The following is a 23,220-nucleotide window of genomic DNA, read 5'->3' as shown; positions in this document are numbered from 1 at the left end:
GGACGGCCCCCCATGACCGACATTGCCACCGCCCTCCCCGCCGCGGTTGCCGAGGAGCGCCCCGCGGATCACCGCACCCGGCGCCTCCTCGAAGCGCCGATCCTGCCGCTGCTGATCCGCCTCGCCTGGCCAAACGTGCTCATCATGATCGCCCAGGCCTCCACCGGCCTGATCGAGACCTGGTGGGTCGCCAAGCTGGGCACGGACGCGCTCGCCGCCATGGCGCTGGTGTTTCCCGCCGTCATGCTCATGACCACCATTTCCGCCGGTGCGCTTGGCGGCGCGATCTCCTCCGCCGTGGCCCGCGCGCTCGGGGCGCGCAGGCAGGACGAGGCCAATGCGCTGGTGCTGCAGGCCGTCGTGATCAACGTCGCGTTCGGCCTCGCCTTCTCGGCGCTCTTCCTGCTGGCCGGGCGCCCCATCTACCACCTGCTCGGCGGCACCGGCCCGGATCTTGAGGCGGCGCTCATCTATTCCAACGTGGTGTTCGCTGGCAACGTCTTCACCTGGCTGATGAACGGGCTGGCCAGCGTGATCCGCGGCACGGGCAACATGCTCTATCCGGCCATCGTCACCTGCGTGGGCGTGGCCTTCCTCGTGCCGGTCTCGCCGGTGCTCATCTTCGGCTGGGGCCCCGTTCCGGCGCTCGGCATCGCCGGCGGCGGCGTGGCGCTGGTCGCCTTCTATCTCCTCGGCGCGCTGGCCATGGCCTGGCACATCTGGGCGGGCCGCAATCCGGTGCGCTTCCAGTGGGCGCGGCTGCGCTGGCGGCCGATGGCCAGCATCCTGCGCATCGGCGCGCTGTCCTCCTTCAACTCCATCCAGACCAATGTGATCATCGCCGGCGCCACCGCCCTCGTCGCCGCCTATGCGGGCATGGACGCGGTGGCGGGCTTCGGCACCGGCGTGCGGCTGGAATATCTGCTCATCCCGCTGGTGTTTGGCATCGGCGCGCCCATGGTGGCCATGGTGGGCACCAACATGGGCGCGGGCCAGCCGGGCCGCGCGCTGAAGGTGGCGCTGGCCGGCGCGGGTCTCGCCTTCGCGGTGACCGAGGCCATCGGGCTGGGGGCCGCGTTCTTTCCGGATGTCTGGCTGAACCTGTTCAGCGCCGAGCCGGGCATGATCGCGGCGGGCAGCGCCTATCTGCGCCTCGTCGGCCCCTTCTACGGCTTCTTCGGGCTCGGCCTCGCGCTCTACTTCGCTTCGCAGGGGGCTGGCCGCCTGCTCTGGCCGCTGGTGGCGGGCGCCCTGCGGGTGCTGATCGCGCTGGGCGGCGGCTGGGTCGCCTTGTCGCTCGGCGCGCCGCTGTCGGCTCTGTTCGTGGCCCTTGGCCTCGCGCTGCTGGTCTATGGCGCCACCATCTTCACGGCCGTCCGCAGCGGTCTGTGGCTGCGCTGAGCAGGGGGAGGAGGATCATGCGCCTTGACAGTTACGTTGATATGCACGCTGATGCGCCGATCATGGCCTCCATCGATCCGGCGCTCCTGTCCCTCGTCAGCCAGACCTGCGTGTGCCGCCGTGTGCAGCGCGCCAGCCGGACGGTGGGCAAGCGCTTCGACGAGGCCGTGCGCCCGCTGGGCCTGAACAACTGGCAGTTCACCATGCTGATGGCGCTGACCCGCACCGCAGCGCCCACGGTGAACCAGTTGGCCGCCGACCTCGCCATGGACCGCACCACGGTGACCAAGAACCTGCGCCCGCTGGAACGCCGGGGCCTGCTGGAAATCCGGGCGGACGAGAAGGATGGCCGCGTGCGGCGCATCGTCCTCACGGAGACCGGCCGGACGCTTCTTGCCGACGCCATCGAACGCTGGAAGGTGGTCAACCAGCAGGTGGCGGCGGGGCTCAGCCCGGAGACCCTGGCTGCACTCATGACCGGCCTGGAAGCGCTCGCCACCGAATAGCTGCCACACGGTGCAAACGGTCTGGCGTGAACACATGACCATATAAGTGGATATCCACTTATATGGATGAGATGACGGCTTCGGAGCTTCTGTTCGCCCGAAGCCGTCTGCGGGCGGCCGATCCGCCCCGAGGCCGCCCGCCCCTCTTCCCCGCCGTGCCGCGCGAGCGCGCACCGCTTATGACGAGCTGACCCATGACACGTCGCAAAGCCCTCCTCCTGTCGGTGCCGATCATCGCCGTCCTGGCCTTCGGCGCCGTGAAGCTGTCCCAGTCGCAGCCGGCCGCGGGGAGCCCCCAGGCGAACGATCCGCGGCAGGAGCCGATCCTCGTGGCCGTCGCCGCCGCCCGCCCCGCCGGGGCCGGCGAGCGCGCCTTCACCGGCGTCATCGCCGCGCGGGTGCAGAGCAATCTCGGCTTCCGTGTCACCGGCAAGGTGATCGAGCGACTGGTGGATGTGGGCCAGCGCGTCACCGCCGGCCAGCCGCTGATGCGCATCGACCCGAAGGACCTCTCCCTCGCCCTTGAGGCCCGCCGCAATGCCGCCGAAGCGGCCCGTGCGCAACTGGTGCAGGTGGAGGCGGACGAGGTGCGCTACCGCAAGCTCTCCGCCGACGGCTGGACGCCGCGCCAGCGCTACGAGCAGGCCAAGGCGGCGCTGGACACCGCCCGCGCGCAGCTCGCCGCCGCCGAGGCCCAGGCGGAGGTGGCCCAGAACGAGACCGGCTACTCCACCCTCACGGCGGATGCCGACGGCACGGTGATGGATACGCTGGCCGAGCCGGGACAGGTGGTTTCCGCCGGCCAGGTGGTGGTGCGCCTCGCCCATGCCGGCGCCCGCGAGGCAGTGGTGAATCTCCCCGAGACCGCGCGCCCGGCCATCGGCACGGCGGCGCAGGCGGGCATCTACGGCATGGACGGGACGCGTTCTCCCGCCCGCCTGCGGCAATTGTCCGATTCCGCCGATGCCCTGAGCCGCACCTATGAGGCGCGCTTCGTACTCGACGGCACCGCCGCCGAGGCCCCGCTCGGCGCCACCGTGACGCTCTGGCTGCCGCGCGGCGGCGGACAGGCGGATGCGGCGCAGACGCAGATCCCCCTCGGCGCCCTGCTCGACGACGGCCGCACCACCGGCGCGTGGGTGATCGACGGCTCATCGCAGACCGTAAGCCTGCGCGCCCTGCGCATCGTCCGGCTCGGGCAGGAAAGCGCCACCGTCACCGGGCTTCAGCCGGGCGAGACCATCGTCGCGCTGGGCGCCCACCTTCTGCACGCGGGTGATCGGGTCCGCAGCACACAGACACAGGCGGCCGCGAAATGAGCGCCTTCAACCTCTCCGCTCTGGCCGTGCGCGAGCGCGCGGTCACGCTGTTCCTCATCATCGCCATCGCGCTGGCGGGCGCCAATGCCTTCCTCAAGCTCGGCCGCGCGGAGGATCCCTCCTTCACGGTGAAGGTGCTCACGGTCACTGTCGCCTGGCCCGGCGCCACGGCGCAGGAGATGCAGGATCTCGTCACCGAACCGCTGGAAAAGCGCCTGCAGGAGCTGAGATGGTATGACCGGGTCGAGGCCATGGTGCGCCCCGGCCTCGCCTTCCTGACCCTGACCCTGCGCGACGACACGCCCCCCGCCGACGTGCCCGAGCAATTCTATCAGGCCCGCAAGAAGCTGGGCGACGAGGCCCGCAACCTGCCCACCGGTGCCCTCGGACCGTTCGTGAACGATGAATATTCCGACGTCACCTTCGCCTTGTACGCGCTGCGCGCGTCGGGCCTCGCCCCCCGCCTGCTGGCGCGGCAGGCGGAGGCCATCCGCCAGCAACTGCTGCATGTGCCGGGGGTCAACAAGGTCAACATCCTCGGCGAGCGGCCGGAACGCATCTTCGTCGAATTCTCCTATCCGCGACTCGTGACACTGGGCGTCTCGGCGCAGGACATCTTCACCGCCCTCGCCCGCCAGAACGCCATCACCCCCGCCGGCTCCATCGATGCGCAGGGGCCGCAGGTCATCGTGCGGCTGGAAGGCGCCTATGACGATCTGGAGAAGATCCGCGACACGCCCGTGGTCGCCTCGGGCCGCACGCTGAAGCTGTCCGACATCGCCAGCGTGGAGCGCGGCTATGAGGACCCGCCCACCTTCAAGATCCGCAATCAGGAGGAAGCCAGCCTCGCTCTCGGCGTGGTGATGCGCACCGGCTGGAACGGGCTGGAGCTGGGCAAGGCGCTGGAGGCGGAGACGGCGCGCATCGCCGGCACGCTCCCGCTCGGCATCACGCTCGCCAAGGTCACCGATCAGGCGGTGAACATCAAAGAGTCCGTCAATGAGTTCATGCTCAAGTTCTTCATGGCGCTGGGCGTGGTGCTGCTGGTCAGCCTGATCAGCCTCGGCTGGCGGGTGGGCGTGGTGGTCGCCGCCGCCGTGCCGCTGACGCTCGCCGCCGTCTTCGTCATCATGCTGGAAACCGGGCGCTTCTTCGACCGCATCACGCTCGGCGCGCTCATCCTGGCGCTTGGCCTGCTGGTGGACGACGCGATCATCGCCATCGAGGTGATGGTGGTGAAGATGGAGGAAGGCATGGACCGGGTGAAGGCCGCCGCCTACGCCTGGAGCCACACCGCCGGCCCCATGCTGTCCGGCACGCTCGTCACCATCATCGGCCTCATGCCCGTGGGCTTCGCCCATTCCTCGGCCGGCGAATATGCCGGCAACATCTTCTGGATCGTCGCGTTCGCCCTCATCGTCTCCTGGCTCGTGGCGGTGGCCTTCACGCCCTATCTGGGGGTGAAGATGCTGCCCGACATCAAGCCGGTGGAAGGCGGCCACCACGCCATCTACGACACGCCGCGCTATCGCCAGCTGCGGGGTACGATCGCCTGGGCGGTGCGGCACAAGTTCGTCGTCGCCGGTGCCGTCGTGCTCGTCTTCGCCGTCTCGGTGGTCGGCATGGGGCGCGTGCGCCAGCAGTTCTTCCCGGTCTCCGACCGGCCCGAGGTGCTGGTGGAGGTGCGCCTGCCGGAGGGCACCAGCATCGGCGTCACCGAGGCCGCCGTGCGCAAGGTGGAAGCCTGGCTGAAGGAGCAGCCGGACGCGGAGATCGTCACCAGCTACATCGGCCAGGGCGCGCCGCGTTTCTTCCTCGCCATGGCGCCGGAGCTGCCCGATCCCGCCTTCGCCAAGATCGTGGTGCTCACGCCCAATGCCGAGGCCCGCGAGGCGCTCAAGCTGCGCCTGCGGCAGGCGGTGGCGGACGGGCTCGCGCCGGCCGCCTATCTGCGCGTCACCCAGTTGGTGTTCGGCCCCTACACGCCCTTCCCGGTGGAATTCCGGGTGCGCGGTCCCGACGCCACCGTGCTGCTGGGGATCGCCGACGAGGCGCTCGCCGTCATGCGCGCCAATCCCCACACCCGGCAGGCCAATCAGGACTGGGGCCGGCGGGCACCCACCCTGCGCTTCGTGCTGGATCAGGACCGCCTGCGCCTCATCGGCCTCTCCCCCGCCGAGGCCGCCCAGCAACTGCAGTTCCTGCTCACCGGCGTCACCGTCACCCAGGTGCGCGAGGACATCCGCACCGTGGACGTGGTGGCGCGCAGCGCGGGCGGCGAGCGGCTCGATCCAGCCCGCCTCTCGGACTTCACCCTCACCTCCCGCGACGGCCGTCTGATCCCGCTGGACCAGATCGGTCATGCGGAGGTGCGCATGGAGGAGCCGATCCTCAAGCGCCGGGACCGCGTGCCCACCATCACCATCCGCTCCGACATCCAGGAGGGGCTGCAACCACCCGAAGTCTCGAAGGAGATCCTCACCGCGCTCGCCCCCCTCATGCAGCGCCTGCCGGCCGGCTATCGCATCGAGACCGCCGGCTCCATCGAGGAGGCGGGCAAGGCAAACGTGGCACTGGCCGCCGTCTTCCCCCTCATGCTGGCGCTGATGCTGGTGGTGATCATGATCCAGGTGCGGTCCTTCTCGGCCACCGCCATGGTGGTGCTGACCGCCCCGCTGGGCCTCGTGGGCGCGGTGCCCACCCTGCTCGTGTTCGACCAGCCGTTCGGCTTCAACGCCATCCTCGGCCTCATCGGGCTCGCCGGCATCCTGATGCGCAACACGCTGATCCTGATCGGCCAGATCCACACCAATGCGCAGGAAGGGCTCGATCCCTACCGCGCCGTGGTGGAGGCGACGGTCCAGCGCGCCCGTCCGGTCATCCTCACGGCGCTGGCGGCGGTACTGGCCTTCATCCCGCTGACCCATTCCGTGTTCTGGGGCTCGCTCGCCTACACGCTGATCGGCGGCACGGCCATCGGCACGGTGCTGATCCTGATCTTCCTGCCGGCGCTCTACGCCATCTGGTTCCGGGTGACGCCACAGACCAGCACGGCCCCCCTTCGTGCGCCGGCCCCTGACGCCGGCGCCGCGGCAGCAGCCGAATAGCCCAGCCAGCATTCCGCGGCCGCAGCGGCGGCCCGCCAACTCGGGGCGCCCTTAGCGCCCCGAGCCCATCCCAAGCCACAAGAGGACTATCAGTGAAGATTTTTGACCGCCCCGGCTTCCCCAACCCCGCCCGCATCCGCATCGTCCTTGCCGAGAAGAAGCTCGAACATCTCGTGCAATTTGAAAGCGTCGACCTGATTGGCGCGGCCCATAAGCAACCGGACTTCCTGACCAAGAACCCGTCCGGCGTGCTTCCCGTCCTCCAGCTCGACGACGGCACATACATCTCGGAATGCACCGCGATCACCGAGTACCTCGACAATCTCGATGGCACCCCGACCCTGACCGGGCGCACGCCGAAAGAGAAGGCCGTCATCCATATGATGCAGCGCCGCGCCGAAGCGGAGGTTCTGGATCCCGTGGGACATTACTTCCACCATGCAACGCCCGGCCTGGGTGACAGTCTCCAGGCTTTCAAGAGCCCCGATTGGGAAGGGCGCACGGTCTGGGGGCAGAGGGAGGGAGATCGCGCTCTGCGTGGCATGTCCTACTTCGATGAGGTGTTGCGCGCCGATACCTATGTGGCGGGCGAGACCTTCTCGATGGGGGACATTACCCTGTTCGCCGGGTTGATGTTCGCCGACGCGGCAGGACTTGGCGTTCCCGAGATGTTGACGGCCCTGCGCGAATGGCGTGATCGGGTGATCGAACTGCCAAACGTCAAAAGCCGCAGCGGTCAGACTTTCCTGACAGACGATTTACGCCGCCTGGGCTTCTGAGCAAACATCGATCGCGACGGCTCCTATGCCCTTAGGAGCCGTCGCAATCCGATCTCGGCCCTGCCCTCAGCGGCCCGAACACCCGCCGCGCCCCGCGATCGAGATCGTCCATCACGGTGAATACCGTCGGTACGTAGACGAGGCTGAGCATCGTTGAATTCAAGAGCATGCGGATGACGGCGAGGGTCATGGCGGGCCGGAAACCTGCGGCGGCGCCAATACCAACGCCAGCGGCAACATTTCCCCCCCCATAGTCAACGTGGGAATGACGATTGCCAAACCTTAATCAGGGTGGGACTGCTATGAAACCCCAAGCCCTCTTCTGATCCAACTCGGGCATTGTCTATCCTGCAATGACATGGTCGGATTTTGACCCTTTGCGGAAGTCCTGAATGTCCACGTTCAAGGAGATCATGCCGACCTCCACAGCACCGCCCCGCAAACGATCGCAAGGCCGCTTGGAGCAACGCCGACCAAATCACAGATCAACAATGCGCGTGTCCGCGATGGTTTCGGCGAAGCCGTTGCCGAACATCCCGGCAGGGGTCTGAAACCCCGGACGGCTCTCTCCCGCCAGAACGCGCCGTGCGGCCTCGGCAGCCGCCATAGGCGTGAAGCTGTATCCATTCACCGTGTCGAGTATCGAGCGGACGATCACTCCATTGTCCCCAGTGACCTGCACCGCCGCCTGATATCGGTTTGCCTCGCGAGCCTCCGCTGACGGTCCATCGGGGAGGTGCGAGAGGTCGCCCGCGGGAAAGGCATCGCCGGACACATGCACAAAGGTCTCGATATTTGGAATACCAGTCGCTTTTGCGATGGTGATGAGATCGGGAAGCGTCACAGGGAAGCTGTCGACCGGCCCTTTGCCGAAGTCGAAAGGCACAAGTTCACTGGCTGGCCGGTCGACCAGTTGCCCGTCCATTCGCATCAGCGTGCGCGCGCTGACATTCTGGCTGGCGCTGATCGCCGACCCCCGCGACATGGAACCAGAGACGTGGAGAGCAATCGCGATCTTCTGCGGGCGTGTCACCCGACCTGCGGCATGACCGGCGAGGCAGCCGAGCATCGCAACGCTTCCGCCGCTCCCCGGCAGCAGCATGACGCCCGCCGCCAGTGCCTTAGCGTCCAGCTCTTCAGCCAGCCGGTAGCTGTCCAGCTCGGCGGCGATGTCGAGATAATGCACGCCGTTACGGATGGCAGCGCGCATCAGGGGTTCGGCCGTGTGCATGAATGGCCCGGCGCAGTTGAGGAGGACGCCGACGTCCGACAAAGCGGCGTCGATGACGCCCTCGTCGTCAAGGCCAAACACGCGTGGCTCGGCCTGAAGCGCCTCAGCGAGGTCGACGATGGCGGAAGTGCGGCCTGCGAGGATGAGGGGAAGGCCGGCTTTGCGCGCGTGCGCGGCGGCCATGCGACCGGTGTATCCGGTCGCGCCGTAGATCATCAGTTTGGTCATGGAGGTCTCTGTCGCGAGGATTATTCGAGGTCGGCGTCGATGCGCACGATGCGTCCGGTATCGTCGATGGCGATGTCCAGGCGGCCGATCTCGTGCCCGAAATCGCCCGTGAAATCGACCCTGACCCGCGCATTGTCTTCGCCCAGGGTCTGTATGGACAGGAAGCGGGTCACCGTGTGGTAGCCCACGAAGAAGCGCGCCACGTAATCACGGATGCCCGCGTGGCCATCGAACACATGGCCGGTCGATGGATCGTCGATCACGGCGTCAGCCGTGAAGAGCGCCAGGACGCGGTCCACGTCGTAAGCATTCGTTGCGGCGATCAGCGCATCGGCTGCGGCGTGGAGGCGGCTGTTGATCATCGTATCACCTGCCGTGCTGCCAGCTTTTGTAGACGAACTCGAGGCTGTAGCCGTCCGGATCCCGGACCTGCCCGGCGTAATAGCGTGGATCGTAATGATGCTGCGGGCCCGGGGGGTGGATTTCCGCAGCGCCGGCCGCCAGGGCGGCGGCATGCGCTGCATCCACCATGGCCTGCGAGCCGGCAACGAAGCCGACATGCGCCGCCCGCCCCTCGACCACGCCCACGCGCAGCCAGAAGAAGATGCGGCCGCCGCAGCCGAACCCCTTGAGGTCCGGGTGTCCGGGCGGGCCATCGGCGCCGTCGTAATCGACGCGGTCGGTGATGCCGAGAGGCGCGAGCGCGGCGGTGTAGAAGGCGATGGAGCGTGCCAGATCGCTGACGGAGAGGAAGACGTGGTCAAGCATCTGGGCGTTCCGATCAGATGATGTAGCCGCCGCCGACTTCGACGTTCTGGGCGTTGATCCAGCCGCTGTCCTCGCACAGCAAGGTGGCGACGACGCGCCCGACGTCGTCCGGCTCGCCAACACGGCCGAGGGCGGTCTGGCCAGCGAGCATGGTCTCGAACACCGCGTTGAGGCCGCCGCCCAAATCGGTGCGAATGGCGCCGGGGGCGATGGAGTTGGCGCGGATGCGGCGCGGGCCGAACTCCTTGGCCATGTAGCGCGTCAGCACCTCCAGACCGCCCTTGAAGGCGGCGTAAGGGGCAACGCCCGCCGTGGCGACGCGGGTGGTGGCACTGGTCATGTTCACGATGGCGCCACCGTCCTTCATAAGCGGCAGCAGCGTCTGGGTCAGGAAGAAGGGGCCCTTCAGATGAACGTTGAACAGGCCGTCGAACTGCGTCTCACTGATGGTTGCGATCGGCTCGAAGAGGCCATGACCGGCGTTGTTCACGAGATAGTCGAAATCGGCACGCGTCCAGACCCGCTGGAGTGCCTCGACGACTTGCTCGCGGAACGTGGGGAAGGTGGAGATCCGACCGACATCGAGCGGGAGGGCGATCGCCTTGCCGCCGGACTGCGCGATCTCCGCAGCGACGGCTTGCGCCCCGGCCGGGTGGCTGTTGTACGTCACGATGACCCCCATGCCGCGGGCCGCGCACTGCAAGGCGGCGCTGCGGCCGAGGCCGCGACTGCCGCCGGTGATGATGACAACGCTCATGGGCTGATCCTCCGGGTGCCCAATTGATAGCCGCGCCATCCGGGTCGTCGCTCGCCTGATCCTCCCCGATCCTTGCCCATTTCTGCTTTCGCATTGATCGTCGATGCGCTGGGTGAGACAAGGTCCGACATGGACATGCAACTTCGAGAACTCAGGACGCTGGCAGCGCGGGCGGAAAATCGCCGCACCGAGACGGGCATTCCACGCGTGGCCATGGTCCAGGGCGAAATCCCGGAGCACCAGTTGGCCGCCGTCTACGAGCCCATGATCAACCTGATCCTGACGGGTTCGAAGTCGATGACGGTCGGAGACCGGACGCTCCGCTACGACCCCGCGACCTATTTCGTGATGTCGGTCGACCTGCCCGCGGTGGGCTCGGTGCATCCGTCGGACGCCGATGAGCCCTATCTGGCTGTCAGTCTCACTTTGGAGCCCTCGATCGTCGCCGGTTTGCTGGCCGACCTGCCCAAACCTGCCGGAGGCGAACTCTACGCATCGGGCTTCTCCGTTGCCTCGGTCACGCCCGAGTTGCTCGATGCGTGGCTGCGGATGCTGCGCCTGATGGAGCATCCGCATGACATCGCAGTGCTCGCACCCGCCTACGAGCGCGAGATCCTCTACCGCGTATTGCAGGGACCGCTCGGCTGGATGCTGCGCGACATCGCGACCCCGGACACCGCCTTGTCGCGGATCGGCGTCGCCATCCAGTGGATCCGGGAAAATTTCGCCAGGCCGCTGCGCGTCGAGGCCCTGGCCCAGATGGCCGCGCTTAGTGTTTCGGCCTTCCACCGCCACTTCAAGGCGGTCACGGCGTTGAGCCCTCTCCAGTATCAGAAGCATGTGCGGTTGCTTCATGCGCGCTCACTGCTGATTTCGGGGCAGGGAAACGCCACCTCTGTCGCCCTCGGCGTTGGCTATGAGAGCCCCAACCAGTTCAGCCGGGAATATGCCCGGCAGTTTGGACTGCCGCCTTCGAAGGACGCCGTCAGACTCCGCGCGCATGCCTGCAGGGAATGAGAGCTGATGGATCGCCTCTCGACTTTACAGCTATTCGTTCGTGTCCTGGACCTCGGCAGCTTTACGCGGGCGGCGCGCGAACTCGGCCTCGGCCAGCCCGCCGTCAGCAAGCAAGTCGCTGCGCTTGAGGCGCGGCTGGGCACGCTCCTTCTGGAGAGAAGCTCGCGCGGCCTGCGCCCCACGCCTGCGGGCCAGGATCTCTATGGCGCCGCCGTCAGGCTCGTCAGCGATCTGGAGGAGACGGAGAACCGCGTCCGGGGTGTGAGCCAGTGCCCCGGAGGGGTGGTTCGCGTGGCCATGCCGCCGACGCTGGGACGGATGTATGTCATCCCAAGCCTGCCAGCCTTCTTCGCCCTCTATCCCGAAATCGCCGTCGAGTTCTCGGTCGCGGACCGGCGTGTCGATCTTGTGAAGGAGGGGGTCGACGTGGCCTTGCGGGTTGGAGATCTGAGGCCGTCCGCTTTGGTCGCCCGCCGCATCGGGAGCTTGCAGATGATCGCGGTGGCGAGCCCCGCCTATCTGGCGGTGCATGGGACGCCCCGATCCGTTGGGGATCTTTCCAGCCACACGCTTATCTCAGGCCAGATCGAAGGCGCCAGCGTGCCCTGGGCGTTCAAGGTCGATGAGGAGGTCATTTCGATCGCAGCGACCGGGCGCATCCGATCCAACGATGGTGAAGATCTGCGCGCCTCGGTGCTCGCGGACCTCGGCATCACCTATGGGCCGACGGCCCTGTTCCGTTCCGATCTCAAGGCAGGGAGGCTGGTCGAGATCCTGAAAGACGACGCGCCGGACCCTGTTCCGGTCCACGCCGTGAGCGCGGGGGGCCGCAAGATGGCCCAGCGGGTCAGGCTGTTCACGGACCACCTGGCGGCGACCTTTGCGGCCGAGCCGAGCCTGAGGCACGCATTCCAGAGCGGAATAGATGGTATGAGTGGCGACGGCCTGCCTTACCGGGCTGCAAGGCCTACCTGCTGAGAACCTTCGCCGAAGGTCTTCGGAATGTTTGACGCAGGAAAAATCATGTCCAACACAGCCCTCATGCCCTCCGATCTCCACGCCGCCGACCGGCTGGCGGTCGTCGAGGCTCTCTATCGGTTCGCCGCCGGCATCGACAAACGCGACTGGGACCTGTTCGCGTCCGCGATCGCCGAGGATGTCGTATCCGACTTCGGACCCGCGGCCGCCAAGGCGGGCTTTGACTATCCGGTAATTCAAGGCCGGAAGAATCTCATCGCGGCGCTCTCCGCCTCGCTGGGCACGCTCGACACGACACATTCCGTGAGCAATCCGCTGGTCGAAATCGACGGCGATACGGCGCGTCTCGACGCGCTGGTAGAGGCCCAGCACGTCCCGATCAGCGATCCATCCCGGCATTATCTGATGAAGAACCGGTACGACGTCGAGTTGGCCAGACAAGGCGATGTCTGGGTTATCACTCGCAACACCGTCGACAATGTCTGGCGTTCCGGCGACGTAAGCGTGATGTCAGTCGCCTGAACCCTCCGCGCGCCCCCGCCTACGCGCAGTGATCCCAGCGCCCTTTTTGGGGCCAAGAGCGGACTGGCCGGTCTTGGTCGCCGCTGTGCCCATTACTGCCATTCCACAGCCGCCCATCTGGGAATTGGAAATGTCCGCTCTCGGCTGTCCCGATGCGGCCCCTGAATTTCAAGGCGCCGCCTCCTACACATCGAGAGTTATGGACGAGACAGGCATCGCCACGCATGGCAGACAGTGGTCACCATCAGGCTTCGTTACGCTGGCAGGGTAATCCACCTCTCCCACGTCGAGGCGAATGGCACAGGCTTCGCATTGGCCAGATCGGCAGCCGCTCGCGCTTTGGACGCCGGCGTCTTTCAGCAAGTCGAGCAGGGAGCCGCTTTCGGGGGTCCAAGTGAGGACGCGGCCAGAGCGTCCCAATCTCACCTGCTGGGGCGCGCTCGGTCTTGCAGATCGTGCCGAAGGCCCGAAGGTCTCGAAGTGGACATGACTGTCGGCCACGCCCGCTTTTGCGAGCGCATCGGTGATCGCTGTAACCAAACCTGAAGGGCCGCAGATATGGAACTGCGACCCGCCCGAAGTAGCCTCAAGAACGTCCGATGGAGAGATGCGCCCTGCTTTGAAAGCGAAGCCACTCGCACTTGGGGGAAGGGCCTCTCCGCTTTGAAATATCTGCACTGAGAGGCGAGGCAGATCCGCCGCGATCGCCTTGATTTCGCTAGCGAACGCAAGTTCGTCCGGCGACCGAACGCCGTAGAGGAAACGGATGGGGGCTTCTTCCCTGCCCGCTCGCAACTGGTGGAGCATCGCCAACAGCGGGGTCACTCCGATCCCACCAGCCACGAGCACGATCGAGCCGGAAGGCATTGTCGGACGATGAAGGATGAAATCACCCTTCGGAGCCCGCAAAGCAACCCGAACTGGCGCCTTCCCCTTGAGGCCATGCAGGGCAGCAGACATCAGTCCCCGTGTCCCCGTGGCGCCGCGGGCCAATTTGACCGAGATTCGATAAGTCCCGTCGCCGGATGGACCGGACAGCGAATAGCAGCGCACCAACGTGCCGCCTTCGGGGAGCGGAAGGCGAAGCACGATATGCTGCCCGCCGTGGAAAGTGGGCAGCGCTGGTTCGTCAGCTGGGCGAAGGTGAAGGGACAGGATGTCTTCCGCTTCCATCTCGCCGGCCGTCATTTCGAACGGCCTCCACCCGCTCCAGGCAAGCGATGGTTCGCTCTTCAATGGCACGATTTCGCAAATGGAGGAGCGAAGACCTGTGGCCCCGCTGACAGGATCGGCGTGACGATCCGATATGAGGCGATTGTAGTTCGGACCCAAAGGGTCCAACGCGCCGAAGGATGGGAGCCCGAGGACATCATTGGCCTGCCACCAACCATACTGAGCGCTGACAACCCGTGGATCCAGGCTCGCATCAAGCTTGGCCCGCATACGCGCGGATCCACGGTCCGTCCGTATCTCGACCCATTCACCCTCGCTGATCCCACGTTCGCCCGCAGCATCCGGGTGCAGGGTCACTTCCGGATCAGGAACGCGCCGCCGCAGAGAGGGCACATGCCGGTGCTGCCCGTGGCAATATTGGACGACCTTCGCGGAGGTCAGGACAAGCGGGAATGCCTCGCCGCCCGGTCGGTGAGGTGAGAGAGCGGGCTCGACGAAATCCGGAAGCGGCGACTGCCCGGCTTCCAGCAAGGCTTCCGAGAAAATCTCGATCAGCCCGGTTGGTGTCTTGAAGCCATCGCGCTTGTAACGGCCATACATCGGAGCCCCGTCCAATGTGACGCCGGAGGGCTGCTCCCGGAGCTGTTGGGGATCGATGCCCAGGGGGGCGAGTATCGCTTTCAGCCCTTCCTCGATTTCTCCATCCCAGAACACGTCACCCAGGCCGAGGCGCTTGGCCAGTTCGAAGACAACGAATGCGTCCGATCGAGACTCGCCTTCGCTTCGTATTGCTGCCTGTCTGAGCTGAACGTGATTGTGGGCTCTCTGATTGCCCTCGAAGCTGACGCGCAACGCCTCGCGTTCCCAGGGTGTATTGATCGGAAGAACGATGTCCGCATATGCGGCGGTCGGCGTGAGCACGACATCCGTATGGAGATAGAACTCGAGCTTCTGCAATGCGGCGGCTCCCCGCTGCGCATCTGCATGGTTGACGAGAAAGTTGCGTCCAAAACCGACAAGGCCACGGATCGGATAAGGTTTGCCATCCAGGATGGCGTCATAAAGCAGGTCGGACCCAATCCACCCCCGCTTTGCCGGGCCGACGGCTGAACGCGAGAAGCCGATGCACTTCGACCGCTGCTCTGCCGATATGAGGTCCTGCCCGGAGACATCGCGCGCTGCGGGCTTCGAAAATTCGACGTTTCCGCCCGGCGCATCGAAACTGCCCGTCAACGCCATGAGGATCGCAATCGCGCGGTCCGTCTGGGTAGCATTCGTATGCTGTCCCACGCCTGACCAGGCATAGTAACACACAGGCCGGGATGCGAAGATCAGCTTGGCGGTCTCACGGATCTGGGCGCTGGGTATCCATGCCAGTTGCTCGACGCGTTCGGGCGGATAGTCCTCGCACAATGCCCGATACAGCGTGAGCACGGATTGGCAACGAACCCCAGCCCCACCCGCGATCATGACTTCGAGGTCGGCGTATATCTCGGGGCTGCAACCCGGCGCAAAGGTTCGGCGACTGGGCGAATAAGTGAGCAACTGACCAGTCTGCCCATCGACGGCAACGAGATCTCCATCTTCGGCTTCCGATGGAAGAGAAGCGAGTTCATTGGCTCGCAGAAAGCGCCCGGTGTCGCTGCGCACCAAAAGCGATGCATTGGTTCGATCCCGCACGAAATCGGAGTCAAACCAGCCATTGCGGAGCATCTCGCCCGCTATGCCGAGGGCCAGTGCACCGTCGGCTCCCGGGCGGACCCGAAGCCATTGATCGGCGCGGCCCGCAAACCCCACCTGGCGGGGATCCACCACGATGAGCTTGGCTCCCCGTGCCTTGGCGGCTGTGGTGGCCGTGGCGTGATCCAGCCAGGTTGCACTCGGATTGTGACCCCAGAGAACGACGCACCCGGTGTGCTCAAAGTCAGGCGATGCGATACCGCGCCCGAACGTGAAGGCGTGTGCAAAATCCTTGTGCCAATTGCAGATCTCCGTGCCGTTGGCGACATTCGGCGTCCCGAAGGCGTTGGCGAGGCGTTCGATCCAGCGCAGATCGTCCGCGATCGGCGTCCCGCTTGGGGTCGTCCAGCCAAACGCGACGGCCTCGGCTCCATGTTGATCACGGATGCGCGCCATTTCGCGCGCGCTGTGTTCAAGTGCCTCATCCCAGCTGATGCGCTCCCAGCCGGGATCGGGGTCGCCGCGGGGACGGGTTCGCCGGACGGGATGGAGCAGGCGCTGGGTGTTGTAGACGAGCTCCGGCGCGGCCTTTCCCTTCACGCACAACGCCTGACCCGTGGGATGGGACGGGTCAGGCTCCTGGCCGATGAGACGGCCGTCTCGCGTAACCATGATCGCCCCGCACCTGGACTTGCAAAGCGCGCAGAAACCGGGGGTCCTGATCTCCGAGGTCTGCTGATTGGCGGTTCGTGCGTCTGCCATTGCCTTGCCCCCGGTCGTCCCTGATCTGGTTCGTCGTGGAAAATTCCTCTTCATGCCTGCTCGCACAAGAAGAAGATTTGGGACATCATGATGCCGAAACGGCATCATGACTGGGGGCAATGTGACAGACACGCGCTATCGGATTCACGCGGCATCACTCGTCTATTTCGATGCCGTTCGTCGTGCCGGGAGCATCCGTGAAGCCGCCCGGCGCCTGAATGTCGCGTCGTCCGCAGTCAACCGACAGATCCTCGCGTTGGAGGCGGAACTCCAGACGCCATTGTTCAAGCGCTTACCCAATGGCCTCCGGCTGACATCGGCCGGAGAGATCCTTTCAAATCACGTTACCGGCGTGCTGCGGGATGCGGAGCGGCTGCAATCGGAATTGGACGCGCTCAAGGGGCTTGATGCAGGCCATGTTGAACTGGTCACCCTGGAAGGGCTGTGTCACCACATCGTGCCGAGTGCGATCGCGGCAATGAGCGTGCGTCATCCGCGTGTCAGCATCGGAGTAAGCATCATGGGGTCCGCGGAGATACCCCGCGCCATTGCCTACGGAGATGCGGACCTCGGATTGGCTTTCGAGGTGCCCACCCAATCTGAACTCCACCGCAAGGAAGCGGCCTCCTTTCGCCTGGGGGCGGTGGTCCTGCCGACGTCACCGCTGGCAACAGCACCGCACCTGACACTCACGGACCTCCGGGCGGAAAAGCTCATCGTGCCCAAAGATAATTTTGCCAATAGGGTCCAACTGAATCCCGCGATGCTGCATGCGGAGATCTCACGTGCAAGCCGCTATGAAGCGGGCTCGATCGACCTCATGAAACAGTTGGTTCTGAGAGGCCTGGGGGTTGCGCTGATGACGCAGGTTGGCCTGGAGGCCGAGCTCGCATCAGGCAAGCTCATCCATGTCCCGCTCCGACACGGCAAAGGATATCTCCCTAGTGCCCTGGGTCTCTACGCTCGTAGCGGGACTGCACTTTCGCTGGCTGCCGAGGCTTTCGCCCAGCATTTATCGAAGGCCATGCTCGATGCGGCAACCAACGAGCAGAGTGCCTCCTAGCTTGGCACCGCCTGTTCCAACACAGCAAGCTCCGCAGATCCAAGTTCATTGAGGAATTCGAGTTTCGCCTCGACGCTCAAGCCCTCGATCGCGACCGCTCGCTCGACATAGTTCGTCAGTCGGCCATAGGCATCGCTCGCGACTCCTGCCGGCAGCGGGCCACCGTCATAGGCATCTACAAAGCGCCCGGCGAGATCTGCGAGAAGGCGCGTTGTGGCGGCGCTTCCTTGATGCTCAACGCGAGCCATCTGCATCCGCTTCTGAAACTCGAGATAGGTATGTGCGCCGCCGCTCTGCTTCCCCATCCAGGCTAAAATGTCCTTCATGGCACGCTCCGCTTCCATCATTGGATCACCTTGCTGATGGCCGTTCGCATCACGGCGACGCCGTGGACAAAATCATTGAGGTCCATGGCCTCTGAGGGATTGTGAGAGCCGTTCGCATTACGCACGAAGACCATGGCGCTGGGGATGCCGGCATTGGCGAAGACCGCCGCGTCGTGTCCTCCTCCGCTCGGGATTTCTTCGTCCTCCAGCCCGCGTTCGCGAGCGGCCGCTTTCAGACGCTCAATCCACACCTGATCGAGGGTGGCGCCTGGCGTGTCGCACCGAGTGTCCCGTCGAAACTGCACGCCCCGCTCATCGGCGATGCGGTCACATTCCCCCTGAAAGAGCCCGTAAAACGACTCGAGGGTCTCACGGCTATGGCTGCGGAAATCTATGGAGAAACTAACGAGCCCGGGTATGCGGGCGATGGCCTGTTCCCCAGCCTCGGTGCCGAAAATCCCCGAGGTGACGACCAGATCCCGCCCTTGCTCAAGGAAACGGCACCAATGCTCGTCCAACCTTGAAATGAGTTCGGCCGCAGCGAAGACCGCATCGTGCCGCAGCCAACGGGGGACAGCGCCGGAATGCCCGGCTTGACCGATGCACGCGATGGTCCGGTGCCGAACATTGCCGCGGATACCTTGGACGATACCGATCGGGAGATTGCGGGCCTCAAGGACTGGTCCCTGTTCGATATGCAGCTCCAGCCATGCTGCGACCGATTTCGCGTCGATGATCGCTTGCCCACGTGCGACCCTGTCCACATCGACCCCGACGTCCCTCATGCAGTCGCCAAGGGATCGACCTGTGTCACCGGCAGGAAGCGCCAACTCGCCCGGAGGAAGCTGACCCAGCAGGCTGCGCGATCCAATGTAGGCCCTTCCAAAGCGTGCGCTCTCTTCGCCCCTGAGGCCGTAGACCTTGACGGTTCGGCGTGGCCTGAGGTCTTCGTTGAGGAAGCCTGCAAGGACCGCGAGGCCTGCGACGACACCTGCCGCCCCATCAAAGTTGCCGCCCTGTGGGACGGAATCGAGGTGCGATCCGCAGGCAATGAAAGGAAGGGCAGGATCGGAGCCTTCAAGGGTGATCACGAGGTTGCTGGCCGCGTCCCGTCCCGCATGCAAGCCAAGCTCTCTTGCTTTTGAGGCGATGAGATCGAGCGCAGCCGTTTCCCTATCGCTGTAAGCGACGCGCGAAATGCCCTTGCCATCGCTGGTGGCCCGGCGAAGGTCATCGAAAAGCGATCGGGCGAGTTCTAGGTCGCTGTCGCGATCGCGCACAAGGGGCGGAGATCTCTCAAGCGTGAGGGTCATGACTCGGGACCAAGCCAGGCAACATCCGCTTCGTCGGCTTCCTCCGTGATCACGCCACCGATCAGATCCGTGACGCGAGGGATCTCCCGGCGCATGCAGAAGGCCTCGAGACCGTCGATGATGGTGGTGATGGCCGCCGGCTGGAGGAACGTCGCCGTACCGACCTGCACCGCACTGGCACCGGCCAGCATGTACTCGACGGCATCTTCCGCCGAGGAAATGCCACCGCAGGCGATGATGGGGATGTTCACGACCTTCGCGCACTGGAACACCTGGCGCAGAATGATCGGCTTGATCGCGGGGCCCGACAGGCCGCCCATGATGTTACCGAGGCAGGGTTTGAACGTGTTGACGTCGATGGCCATCGAGAGGATCGTGTTTGCGACGACGAGGGCATCGGCACCGGCCGCCTCGGCTGAAGCTGCGATCTCGGCGATCGCCCCCGTATTCGGGGTCAGCTTGAGCCAGAGTGGAAGGTCGGTCGCGGACCGCAGGGATCGTGTCACGCGGGCCGTAGCCTCCGCGCTCATGGCAAATGCCTTCCCATCCTCCTCGATGTTGGGGCACGAGATGTTCGCCTCGATCGCCGACACGCCGGCGACCGAGAGTTCGGCGGCGAGGGCCGCAAATCCATCGACCGTCGGTGCCGAAATGCTGGCCACCAAGGGAGTGCTGTATCCCCGATAGTAGGGCAGTACATTGCTCAGGAAATGCGGAATGCCCTTCGACGGAATCCCGATCGCATTGATGAGCCCCTGAGGCCTCTCGATAATACGCGGAAGCGGGTTCCCGTTGCGCACCTCCCTTGTCACAGTCTTCAGGACCACGGCCCCAAGGCGGCCGAAGTCCATGACCTTGTCCAATCCTTCGGCAAAGGTGCCCGACGCGGGCATGACAGGATTGAGCAGGCGAAGGCGGCCGAGCTGCACCGACAGATCGACGGCAGGACGGGCGGCAGGGCGGCTCATGGCAGCGCCTCCCGGATGTCGAAGACAGGGCCATCCCAGCACACGCGCCGGCTGACGATCTGACCGTCCACATTGAAGTCGCGGACGCAGCAGTAGCAAAGCCCGATCCCGCAAGCCATCTGCTGCTCCAGGGCGACCTGGCCGGGAAGATTGAACTCCACTGCCAGCCTTTGCAGAACCCTCAGGAGACGGCTCGAACCGCAGGTGAAGAGGGCATCGCAACGCCCCTCCGCGATCGACCGGCGGAGGATCCGCTCGACGTTCGCCGGTCCGGACGTCTGCTCCTCGTCCGTGACCTCCACCACATCGACACCATGGGAAGGAAAGCGGGAAGAACGCACGAGAAGATCCAGGCGACGGGCGCTGACGACCGCGGTCACGTTCGTTCCATTCGCCCGGGCCGCCTCGATCAACGGTGCAAGTGTTGCGAGCCCTGCGCCTCGCCCCACAGTCACGATCTGCTTCCAGGTGGGATCGAGATGAAAACCCACCCCGAGTGGCCCCATTACGTCCAGCCTGTCACCGACCCTGAGGGTGGCAAGCCCGCGCGTGCCCGCACCCGTGATCTTGTAGAGGAACTCGACCGTGCCAGCGTCGGCATCCACGCCGTACACACTCATGGGACGCCGCAGGAACGGCTGCTCCCCGGGAGGTTGCGGACAGAGCAGTTGGAAGAACTGCCCCGGCCGGGCTGCGGCCGCCTCAGGCCCACAAGCGACGACGATATGACGGTACTCGGCGTTGACGGCCTCATGGCGGATAACTTCGCCCGCCTCGGCGACGATGGTCGGACGCCAGGTGGAATTCGGCGCGGTCGCGTCCTCGGCGGGCACACGCGGGACGGCAACATCCCGTCTCGGCAATGGGATAATGGCTGAGCCCCTCATGCGAGTTCTGCCCCCTTGCGCTCGGGGATCAGCAGCCACATGGCGAGGATATCGAGCAGATACAGCAGCGCCAGCAGCGCAATTGCCGTATCGAAGCCCCATGCCATGGCCACCGCGCCCATGATCACAGGGCCAAATCCGCCGATGGCACGACCAAGATTGAATAGCACGTTCTGGGCGGTGGCCCGCGCCACCGTTGGATACAGCTCGCTGATGAGCGTGCCGTATCCACCGAGCATGCCGTTGACGAAGAAGCCCATAATGGCGCCGACAATCAGCAGTGCCATCGGATCGGTCAGGCGGGAGTAGATGACCACCATGATGGCGGCACCGAGCATCCAGGTGAAGAATGCAGGCTTCCGTCCCATGCGATCGGCAACTTGACCAAAGACATAAATGCCGATGGCCATGCCCATGATCGTCACGGCCGTCCACGCAGCCGACTGCGTCAAGCTGAAGCCGAACCGCGTCGAGAGGTAATTCGGCAACCAGATCATGACGCCGTAATAGCCGAAATTCTGTACTGAGCAGAGGATTATGATCCCGATGCTACGCCGCGTGGTCTCGGAATCCGATGCAAGCAACTTGAGCGAAGCACCTGCGGAGGCGGTGCCGACCTTCCTCACGAAGATCTCCGGCTCATGCAGGCTATGGCGAATGAAATACGCGGCAATCGCCGGGAAGACGCCGACGGCGAACATGCCTCGCCAGCCGATGATCGGGAGCAGCAACGGCGTGAGGAGCGCCGCAGCCAGCACGCCGAGTTGCCATCCGAGGCCGACATAGGAGGAGGCACGGGCACGCTTCGAGTTCGGCCAGGTTTCAGCAACCAGCGCCATGCCGATACCAAACTCGCCACCGAGGCCAATGCCGGCGATGGTTCGGTAAAACAGCAGGTCCCAGTATCCTTGTGCCAAGGCGCACAGGCCGGTGAACACCGCGAACAGGACGATGGTCCAGGTCAGGACCCGAACGCGACCCAACCGGTCGGAGAGCATCCCGAAGAAGAGCCCGCCCAGAACAGCCCCAACCAGGGTTGCGGTGACGAGGGATGCTGCCTCGGCCTGAGTCAGGCCGAGGTCGGCGGAGATCGCGCGCAACATGAAGCCAAGGATGAGCAGATCGAACCCGTCCATCGCATAGCCGAGTGTCGATCCTGCCAAGGCTTTCCACCCCGCCCTGTCGACAACATCCACGGGTGCGCGGGCGGCGCCCTCCTTCTGGAGCGACCTATCGGAAACGTGTGCCATTGCGGCGTTCATCCTGGAACTGAGGATTGACCTTCAGGCACACGACCGCACGCGCACGCCTATGCCAGCGTCGCTTCAGCGAACCGTCAGTGCCCCTCTGCGGCGTCCAACTTCTCCAGCCAGAAATGTCGGGTCTGGGTTCGGATCGCTTCGGTGACAGTCTTCGGAATTGCGAGTTCTAACAAGAAGAAGATTTCGGACATGGTGCTGCCGAAACGGCATCAAGCGGAGCGGCGCTAGGGTCGAGACTCAACGCAGCCAGCATATGACGAGAGCCTCGATGCAAAGCGCTGCGAGATAATTTCTGGCGGGCTTGTCGTATCGGGTGGCGATGCGCCTGAAGCCCTTGAGGTGACAGAACATGCGCTCGATGGCATTGCCGTCGCGATAGCGTTTGCGATCGAAGGGATGACCGCAACCTCATTCGCACTTGTACAGGAGAAGGGCGAACCCGAGCGAAGGCCAAGGGCATCAAGTTCGGCCGAAAGCCCAAGCTCACGATTGAGCAGCAAGCCTATGTGGCGAGGCTGCGCGCCGCCGGCGAAGGCGTGCGACAGATCGCCAGCATCGTGGGCGTGAGCAGCGCTACGATCGGGCGCATTCCGCCGGCCCCGTAGGCCGCCCTGCACCAGAATCAGACCTTGCCAACTGCGTGCCCGAACGAGAGGTATGGGGCCGGAAGCAGACTGTCCGCTTCTAGCGTCACGCCAGTCAAAGCGGACGTCGTGGTTGAGCCAGGCATGAAAGCCCGAGCGGGAGACATCCTGCGCATCGCAAAGCCATGCTACAGGCCAGATGCTCCGGTGCCTCGCGATGAAAGCGAACATCATGTCACTTCCCTCGCGAAGAAGGCTGCGCTCGGCTCAACTAAAAAAGTTTCGCCGCCACCCTGCCGCGCTCACGCAGTCCAAACCTTCGTCAGTCAGCGGTTCCGCACCTTCGGCGCTTCGGGACTGCTTGATGAGCAATTCAGCTTCGGTGGACGAAATCGGATGTCCCATCGCCGACGCAAATTGCACGAGCTCCCGGGGGCTCCTCAGGCTCGCGCGGAGCGCGGCGAACTCCACCGGCATGTCGCGAATTTTGGCAACGAAGGTGACAAACGACTCAACGCTCATAACTGACTCCCTGAAAACTGATTGTGGCCGGAGCACATTCTGGTTCAGGGAAGGCCGCTCCGGCCAC

21 protein-coding genes and 2 pseudogenes are annotated in these 23,220 nt (G+C 65.0%); 10 read left to right on the top strand and 13 right to left on the bottom strand.

What is annotated here, in order from left to right; translation table 11 throughout:
- Window positions 1-12: 12 nt before the first annotated feature.
- The 5 genes from IEW24_RS25875 (at window position 13) to IEW24_RS25855 (ending at window position 7,112) form a co-directional block, all read left to right on the top strand.
- The gene (locus IEW24_RS25875; protein WP_188583807.1) at window positions 13-1,401 is read left to right on the top strand and encodes an MATE family efflux transporter; all 1,389 of its coding nucleotides are present in this window, start codon (window positions 13-15) and stop codon (window positions 1,399-1,401) included.
- A gap of 17 nt (window positions 1,402-1,418) precedes the next feature.
- The gene (locus IEW24_RS25870) at window positions 1,419-1,907 is read left to right on the top strand and encodes a MarR family winged helix-turn-helix transcriptional regulator (protein ID WP_244644678.1); all 489 of its coding nucleotides are present in this window, start codon (window positions 1,419-1,421) and stop codon (window positions 1,905-1,907) included.
- A 194-nt stretch (window positions 1,908-2,101) separates the two neighbouring features.
- Window positions 2,102-3,226: an efflux RND transporter periplasmic adaptor subunit gene (locus tag IEW24_RS25865; protein ID WP_188583806.1), complete on the top strand. Its 1,125-nt coding sequence runs from the start codon at window positions 2,102-2,104 to the stop codon at window positions 3,224-3,226.
- Window positions 3,223-6,333 carry an efflux RND transporter permease subunit gene (locus tag IEW24_RS25860; protein WP_188583805.1) on the top strand — a complete coding sequence of 1,037 codons (3,111 nt, stop codon included), beginning with the start codon at window positions 3,223-3,225 and terminating at the stop codon, window positions 6,331-6,333. Before IEW24_RS25865 ends, IEW24_RS25860 begins: the two co-directional genes overlap by 4 nt.
- 92 nt (window positions 6,334-6,425) lie before the next feature.
- The gene (locus IEW24_RS25855) at window positions 6,426-7,112 is read left to right on the top strand and encodes a glutathione S-transferase (RefSeq protein ID WP_188583804.1); all 687 of its coding nucleotides are present in this window, start codon (window positions 6,426-6,428) and stop codon (window positions 7,110-7,112) included.
- 478 nt (window positions 7,113-7,590) lie between these two features.
- Here the strand turns inward: IEW24_RS25855 and IEW24_RS25850 are convergent, their stop codons facing one another.
- The 4 genes from IEW24_RS25850 to IEW24_RS25835 are packed head-to-tail and all read right to left on the bottom strand — an operon-like array spanning window position 7,591 to window position 10,096.
- The gene (locus IEW24_RS25850; RefSeq protein ID WP_188583803.1) at window positions 7,591-8,571 is read right to left on the bottom strand and encodes a saccharopine dehydrogenase family protein; all 981 of its coding nucleotides are present in this window, start codon (window positions 8,569-8,571) and stop codon (window positions 7,591-7,593) included.
- Between the two features lie 20 nt (window positions 8,572-8,591).
- Entirely contained in the window at window positions 8,592-8,933 is a 342-nt protein-coding gene (locus tag IEW24_RS25845) for a nuclear transport factor 2 family protein (protein WP_188583802.1), read from the bottom strand.
- Between the two features lie 4 nt (window positions 8,934-8,937).
- A complete protein-coding gene (locus IEW24_RS25840; RefSeq protein WP_188583801.1) occupies window positions 8,938-9,339 on the bottom strand; it encodes a VOC family protein in 402 nt (133 codons plus the stop codon).
- A 13-nt stretch (window positions 9,340-9,352) separates the two neighbouring features.
- Window positions 9,353-10,096, bottom strand: a complete 744-nt coding sequence (locus tag IEW24_RS25835) for an SDR family NAD(P)-dependent oxidoreductase (RefSeq protein WP_188583800.1) — start codon at window positions 10,094-10,096, stop codon at window positions 9,353-9,355.
- Between the two features lie 129 nt (window positions 10,097-10,225).
- On the opposite strand from IEW24_RS25835, the gene IEW24_RS25830 reads away from it, so the two are divergent.
- From IEW24_RS25830 to IEW24_RS25820, 3 genes are read left to right on the top strand one after another with little or no spacing between them, the layout of a single operon-like run.
- Complete coding sequence (locus IEW24_RS25830) at window positions 10,226-11,113, top strand: AraC family transcriptional regulator (protein WP_188583799.1); 888 nt, start codon at window positions 10,226-10,228, stop codon at window positions 11,111-11,113.
- 6 nt (window positions 11,114-11,119) lie between these two features.
- Window positions 11,120-12,091, top strand: coding sequence for a LysR family transcriptional regulator (locus tag IEW24_RS25825; protein ID WP_188583798.1), 972 nt, complete (start codon window positions 11,120-11,122; stop codon window positions 12,089-12,091).
- Window positions 12,092-12,136: 45 nt separating this feature from the next.
- Window positions 12,137-12,613, top strand: coding sequence for a nuclear transport factor 2 family protein (locus IEW24_RS25820; protein WP_188583797.1), 477 nt, complete (start codon window positions 12,137-12,139; stop codon window positions 12,611-12,613).
- A gap of 183 nt (window positions 12,614-12,796) precedes the next feature.
- Here the strand turns inward: IEW24_RS25820 and IEW24_RS25815 are convergent, their stop codons facing one another.
- Entirely contained in the window at window positions 12,797-16,228 is a 3,432-nt protein-coding gene (locus IEW24_RS25815; RefSeq protein ID WP_280514999.1) for a molybdopterin-dependent oxidoreductase, read from the bottom strand.
- A gap of 106 nt (window positions 16,229-16,334) precedes the next feature.
- Between IEW24_RS25815 and IEW24_RS25810 the strand changes: the two genes are divergently transcribed.
- On the top strand, window positions 16,335-17,291 hold the full coding sequence (locus tag IEW24_RS25810; RefSeq protein ID WP_188583795.1) for a LysR family transcriptional regulator: 957 nt from the start codon (window positions 16,335-16,337) through the stop codon (window positions 17,289-17,291).
- On the opposite strand, the gene IEW24_RS25805 is transcribed toward IEW24_RS25810, so the two are convergent.
- From IEW24_RS25805 to IEW24_RS25780, 6 genes and pseudogenes are all read right to left on the bottom strand, one after another.
- On the bottom strand, window positions 17,288-17,617 hold the full coding sequence (locus tag IEW24_RS25805) for a hypothetical protein (RefSeq protein WP_188583794.1): 330 nt from the start codon (window positions 17,615-17,617) through the stop codon (window positions 17,288-17,290). The two genes, IEW24_RS25810 and IEW24_RS25805, sit on opposite strands and share 4 nt — an antisense overlap.
- A gap of 17 nt (window positions 17,618-17,634) precedes the next feature.
- On the bottom strand, window positions 17,635-18,930 hold the full coding sequence (locus IEW24_RS25800; protein WP_188583793.1) for a hydantoinase/carbamoylase family amidase: 1,296 nt from the start codon (window positions 18,928-18,930) through the stop codon (window positions 17,635-17,637).
- Complete coding sequence (locus IEW24_RS25795; protein WP_188583792.1) at window positions 18,927-19,898, bottom strand: dihydroorotate dehydrogenase; 972 nt, start codon at window positions 19,896-19,898, stop codon at window positions 18,927-18,929. Before IEW24_RS25795 ends, IEW24_RS25800 begins: the two co-directional genes overlap by 4 nt.
- Window positions 19,895-20,731, bottom strand: coding sequence for a dihydroorotate dehydrogenase electron transfer subunit (locus tag IEW24_RS25790; protein WP_244644676.1), 837 nt, complete (start codon window positions 20,729-20,731; stop codon window positions 19,895-19,897). Before IEW24_RS25790 ends, IEW24_RS25795 begins: the two co-directional genes overlap by 4 nt.
- 50 nt (window positions 20,732-20,781) lie before the next feature.
- Window positions 20,782-22,035 (bottom strand): MFS transporter, encoded by a 1,254-nt coding sequence (locus tag IEW24_RS25785; RefSeq protein ID WP_244644675.1) that lies wholly within the window; start codon window positions 22,033-22,035, stop codon window positions 20,782-20,784.
- A 249-nt stretch (window positions 22,036-22,284) separates the two neighbouring features.
- A pseudogene (locus IEW24_RS25780) lies at window positions 22,285-22,425 on the bottom strand (IS5/IS1182 family transposase); the annotation flags it as partial.
- 32 nt (window positions 22,426-22,457) lie between these two features.
- Between IEW24_RS25780 and IEW24_RS28910 the strand changes: the two are divergent.
- Window positions 22,458-22,652 (top strand): helix-turn-helix domain-containing protein, encoded by a 195-nt coding sequence (locus IEW24_RS28910; protein WP_188583927.1) that lies wholly within the window; start codon window positions 22,458-22,460, stop codon window positions 22,650-22,652.
- Between the two features lie 111 nt (window positions 22,653-22,763).
- Here IEW24_RS28910 and IEW24_RS25770 read toward each other — a convergent pair.
- Together IEW24_RS25770 and IEW24_RS25765 are read right to left on the bottom strand one after the other, a co-directional pair.
- A pseudogene (locus IEW24_RS25770) lies at window positions 22,764-22,892 on the bottom strand (IS3 family transposase); the annotation flags it as partial.
- 6 nt (window positions 22,893-22,898) lie between these two features.
- The coding region (locus IEW24_RS25765; RefSeq protein WP_210324291.1) for a hypothetical protein at window positions 22,899-23,220 on the bottom strand (322 nt) is incomplete at its 5' end.

This window comes from Azorhizobium oxalatiphilum (assembly GCF_014635325.1).
GTDB lineage: Bacteria > Pseudomonadota > Alphaproteobacteria > Rhizobiales > Xanthobacteraceae > Azorhizobium > Azorhizobium oxalatiphilum.
This window is presented reverse-complemented; position numbering and strand designations above follow the sequence as displayed.